The 2,942-nt window shown below is 36.8% G+C and carries 4 protein-coding genes; 1 reads left to right on the top strand and 3 read right to left on the bottom strand.

All coding sequences use genetic code 11. The annotated features are described in order from the left end of the window. Positions 1–301: 301 nt before the first annotated feature. From WFZ85_RS15855 to WFZ85_RS15845, 3 genes are read right to left on the bottom strand one after another with little or no spacing between them, the layout of a single operon-like run. The gene (locus tag WFZ85_RS15855) at positions 302–1,177 is read right to left on the bottom strand and encodes an RNA polymerase sigma factor (RefSeq protein WP_342697228.1); all 876 of its coding nucleotides are present in this window, start codon (positions 1,175–1,177) and stop codon (positions 302–304) included. Continuing rightward, on the bottom strand, positions 1,174–1,620 hold the full coding sequence (locus tag WFZ85_RS15850; RefSeq protein ID WP_287784783.1) for a DUF6194 family protein: 447 nt from the start codon (positions 1,618–1,620) through the stop codon (positions 1,174–1,176). Before WFZ85_RS15850 ends, WFZ85_RS15855 begins: the two co-directional genes overlap by 4 nt. Further along, positions 1,617–2,021, bottom strand: a complete 405-nt coding sequence (locus WFZ85_RS15845; protein WP_287784780.1) for a hypothetical protein — start codon at positions 2,019–2,021, stop codon at positions 1,617–1,619. Before WFZ85_RS15845 ends, WFZ85_RS15850 begins: the two co-directional genes overlap by 4 nt. A gap of 465 nt (positions 2,022–2,486) precedes the next feature. Between WFZ85_RS15845 and WFZ85_RS15840 the strand changes: the two genes are divergently transcribed. Continuing rightward, positions 2,487–2,807 (top strand): hypothetical protein, encoded by a 321-nt coding sequence (locus WFZ85_RS15840; RefSeq protein WP_342697227.1) that lies wholly within the window; start codon positions 2,487–2,489, stop codon positions 2,805–2,807. Positions 2,808–2,942: the final 135 nt, after the last annotated feature.

The raw sequence follows: 2,942 nt of genomic DNA, 5'->3' as shown, positions 1-2,942 counted from the left end.
TAATCGTTGTTACCGTTTTTCCTTATCGCTCACCACCAGATTGTTTCCAAAACTCGCAGCATAAGGTGGTTTAATGGCTACTCCTGAAAGTCGCCATTGAGAGACCTACTCTCATCTGTTTTAAAGCTCCAACAATCTGTTGATTGTTGTTCAAGTCACACACGTTTTGCGGCTTGGCGTAGTGGCGGATTTCTACCACAAATGTTGAAACGAAGCACACAGTTCAAATATAGCACAAATGTTCATACGAAGAACGTCACCCGCCATTACGCCAAACCGCTGTTATCGGCTGCCCTTCTTGTTAGTTCAAGTTAAAGATGTCCTTAACTTTGTTGTCGGATAGTAGATTTACAAATAGTTTTTTGCTGTGTTCTTTTTCTTGGAATGGTTGAGTTTTAAAAAGGTCGGCATATTTGATTTCTGTCAAGTCATTTAAATCGTTTAACTTGTCAGGTGCTACTTCTGAAATTCGTTTTAAGTATGAAGTGTTGAATTTCAAATTTTCCTTGTCCACCCAACCTGCTTGAATAAATGCTTTTGTTTTTTTGTCGCAACGACACGGATTTGATTTGTTGATAAGCCCACATTTGTTATTCATAAATTGGTAAAGGTCTTTTCTTGCTCTTGAAAGTCGTTGGCGGAAATTGTCTTTGGAAATGTAAAGCATCTCAGAGCCGATTGTGTGGTCTATACCGAATATTTCACCAAGTATATAAACAAGTCGTTGCTCTCTGTCAAGGCACAGAAGCATACCACTCATACAACCAATTTTTGCATCTTCAATAAATTCTTTCATTTCTGATTTTTCAATTATTGAAAGTTCTATGTCTTGCATTTGGTCCAGTTCTTTTCCGTATTTAGAAAACGATGTTATATAATCTTCCAACCAATACTTTCTCATTTTTAAGAAATGGTTGAAGGTTATGCGATAAAGCCAAGTTCTAAAATTACTTTCGCCTTTAAAATTGGCAAGGTTTGTTATTACCTTAATTAAAACTTCCTGCGTGATGTCTTCGGCATCAAATGGACTTAAAGTCATTTTCAAAGCAACATTGTAAATGTAATGTTGATGTTTCTTAACCAATTTTTCCAGTGATGATTTAGAACCGTTCTTTGCAGAAGTAATAAGTTCTATATCGTCTCTGTCGTTGTATGTTGTATGAAATGGATTTTTCATTTTTTCTTTTTGAATTTAAGCAAAACATTTTGATACGAAATATCTAAAAGATGTTTTACAGTATCTGTGTTGTTTGCTGTTGGGTTGTTAATAGCTACCCAACCCAGCCAAGCATAGATTGGGTGAGGCATTAGGACATCAAGTTCGGTGAAATCAAATTCGTAATTTATGATACCACCTTTTGCTGGGCGTGTTGGAATGTTGCCAAACAAATTTTGATAATACTTTTTTTCAATTCCAATACTTAGTCTATAAATGCCGTCTCGGTCAAGGTTTGAAGCCTTATCGTTTTGTCCATCGCTTTCCTTAATGGTCGCAAAATAAATGCCTTTGGGCAACGAACTATCAGGATTGTAAAAAAAGCTGCGCTCTCGATATGCGTCTGTTACAATTATATCCTGATAGTTCATTAAAATCCAATTTTCTAATTCTTTTGCTGTCATTCGTTGTTTAGCATAGGATTAGTTAAATCCATTTTTACGGAATTAACATCAATTTTTTCCATAAAGGGAATTACTGCTTCTGTTTTTTCGGCAAGTTTCATTGCTTGGCTGTGGCTCTCTTTATTTGTCCAATAAACAATGTCAGTCCAAAGTGTGTCGCCCGATTGTGTAAGGGTTCGTTTAATAAATCCTTCCTGTCTTTTCAGAAAGTCGTTTTGCATCTGTTCAGCCGATTTTACAAAGTCAGCACTTGAAACACCATTGTTTAGTTTGAAGGTGGTAATTTCCACCAGTCCAACTGTTTGTTTTTGTTCTGTCATAACATTATGATTCTCTGTTTTTGATTGATTGCAAGCCGTTAAACTTGCAATGGTCATTACTGTTAAAATTGTCTTTTTCATTTTTGTCAAATTAGATGATTTAACAGTTAGATACTCAAAATGTCAGAGTGTGACAGTTGTGTCTTGTCGGTATTTTAGGGTTGCCAGTAACGTTCCGTGGCTAGCCGACTGTGGCGGGCAAAGCGAAACGATTTTTTCTTACTAAGATAAACGTTTTTCATGTAATCCAAACGCCAAACTAGCACTTACCAGCCATAGCGGCTAGCCGCTGTTACTGGCTGCCTTATCTCATTCAGTTACTACTGCGTAATTTTTTGGACGAAAAACCCACAAAAACCCACATTACAAAACACCAAGACGACTACAAAAAAGCCTAAACCTTATAATTAAGCCCAAATATCCCAAGGTTGCCAGTAACGTATCGGGGCTTTGCGTAGTAGCCCTTAGTAGAAACTTAAAATTAACCACGGCACTTGGTAGGGCTATTACGCAAAACCCTTGTTATGTGCCGTTTTTATTCAGATTATGACACAAGAACAAATTGATAAAGTTTATGCCGATTTAGCTGCATACGAAAAAGAAATTTCAGACCACAACGAACAAGTTTTAAAATCACTTGGCAAAAAAGCACAAAAGGATTTTGAGGAGCTTTTGGACTGTTGTAATGTAACCGAAAAAATAAAACTTGTTGATGCCCCAAAAGGAAGTGACATTAAGGAACATTGTGGAGTTTTTAAAAATGTCCACATTGACCAATGGTGTACAAATATGGAAGGCGATTCGTATGCAGGTTTTATTTACACTAATGTCAAAGGACAATGGATTGAAGTGCCGTTCTCTTGCTAAAATGGCACCTAATCGGGTCAGGCAAGGGAATCGCACCCTTGCCTTCCCACAGAACCGTACGTGAAAGTCTCCCTTCATACGGCTCTTCATGTTAATAAATCATTCTAAAAGTAATAACTTTTATGGATATACCAA

The sequence above is a fragment of the Flavobacterium aureirubrum genome (genome assembly GCF_038739835.1).
GTDB lineage: Bacteria > Bacteroidota > Bacteroidia > Flavobacteriales > Flavobacteriaceae > Flavobacterium > Flavobacterium aureirubrum.
This window is presented reverse-complemented; position numbering and strand designations above follow the sequence as displayed.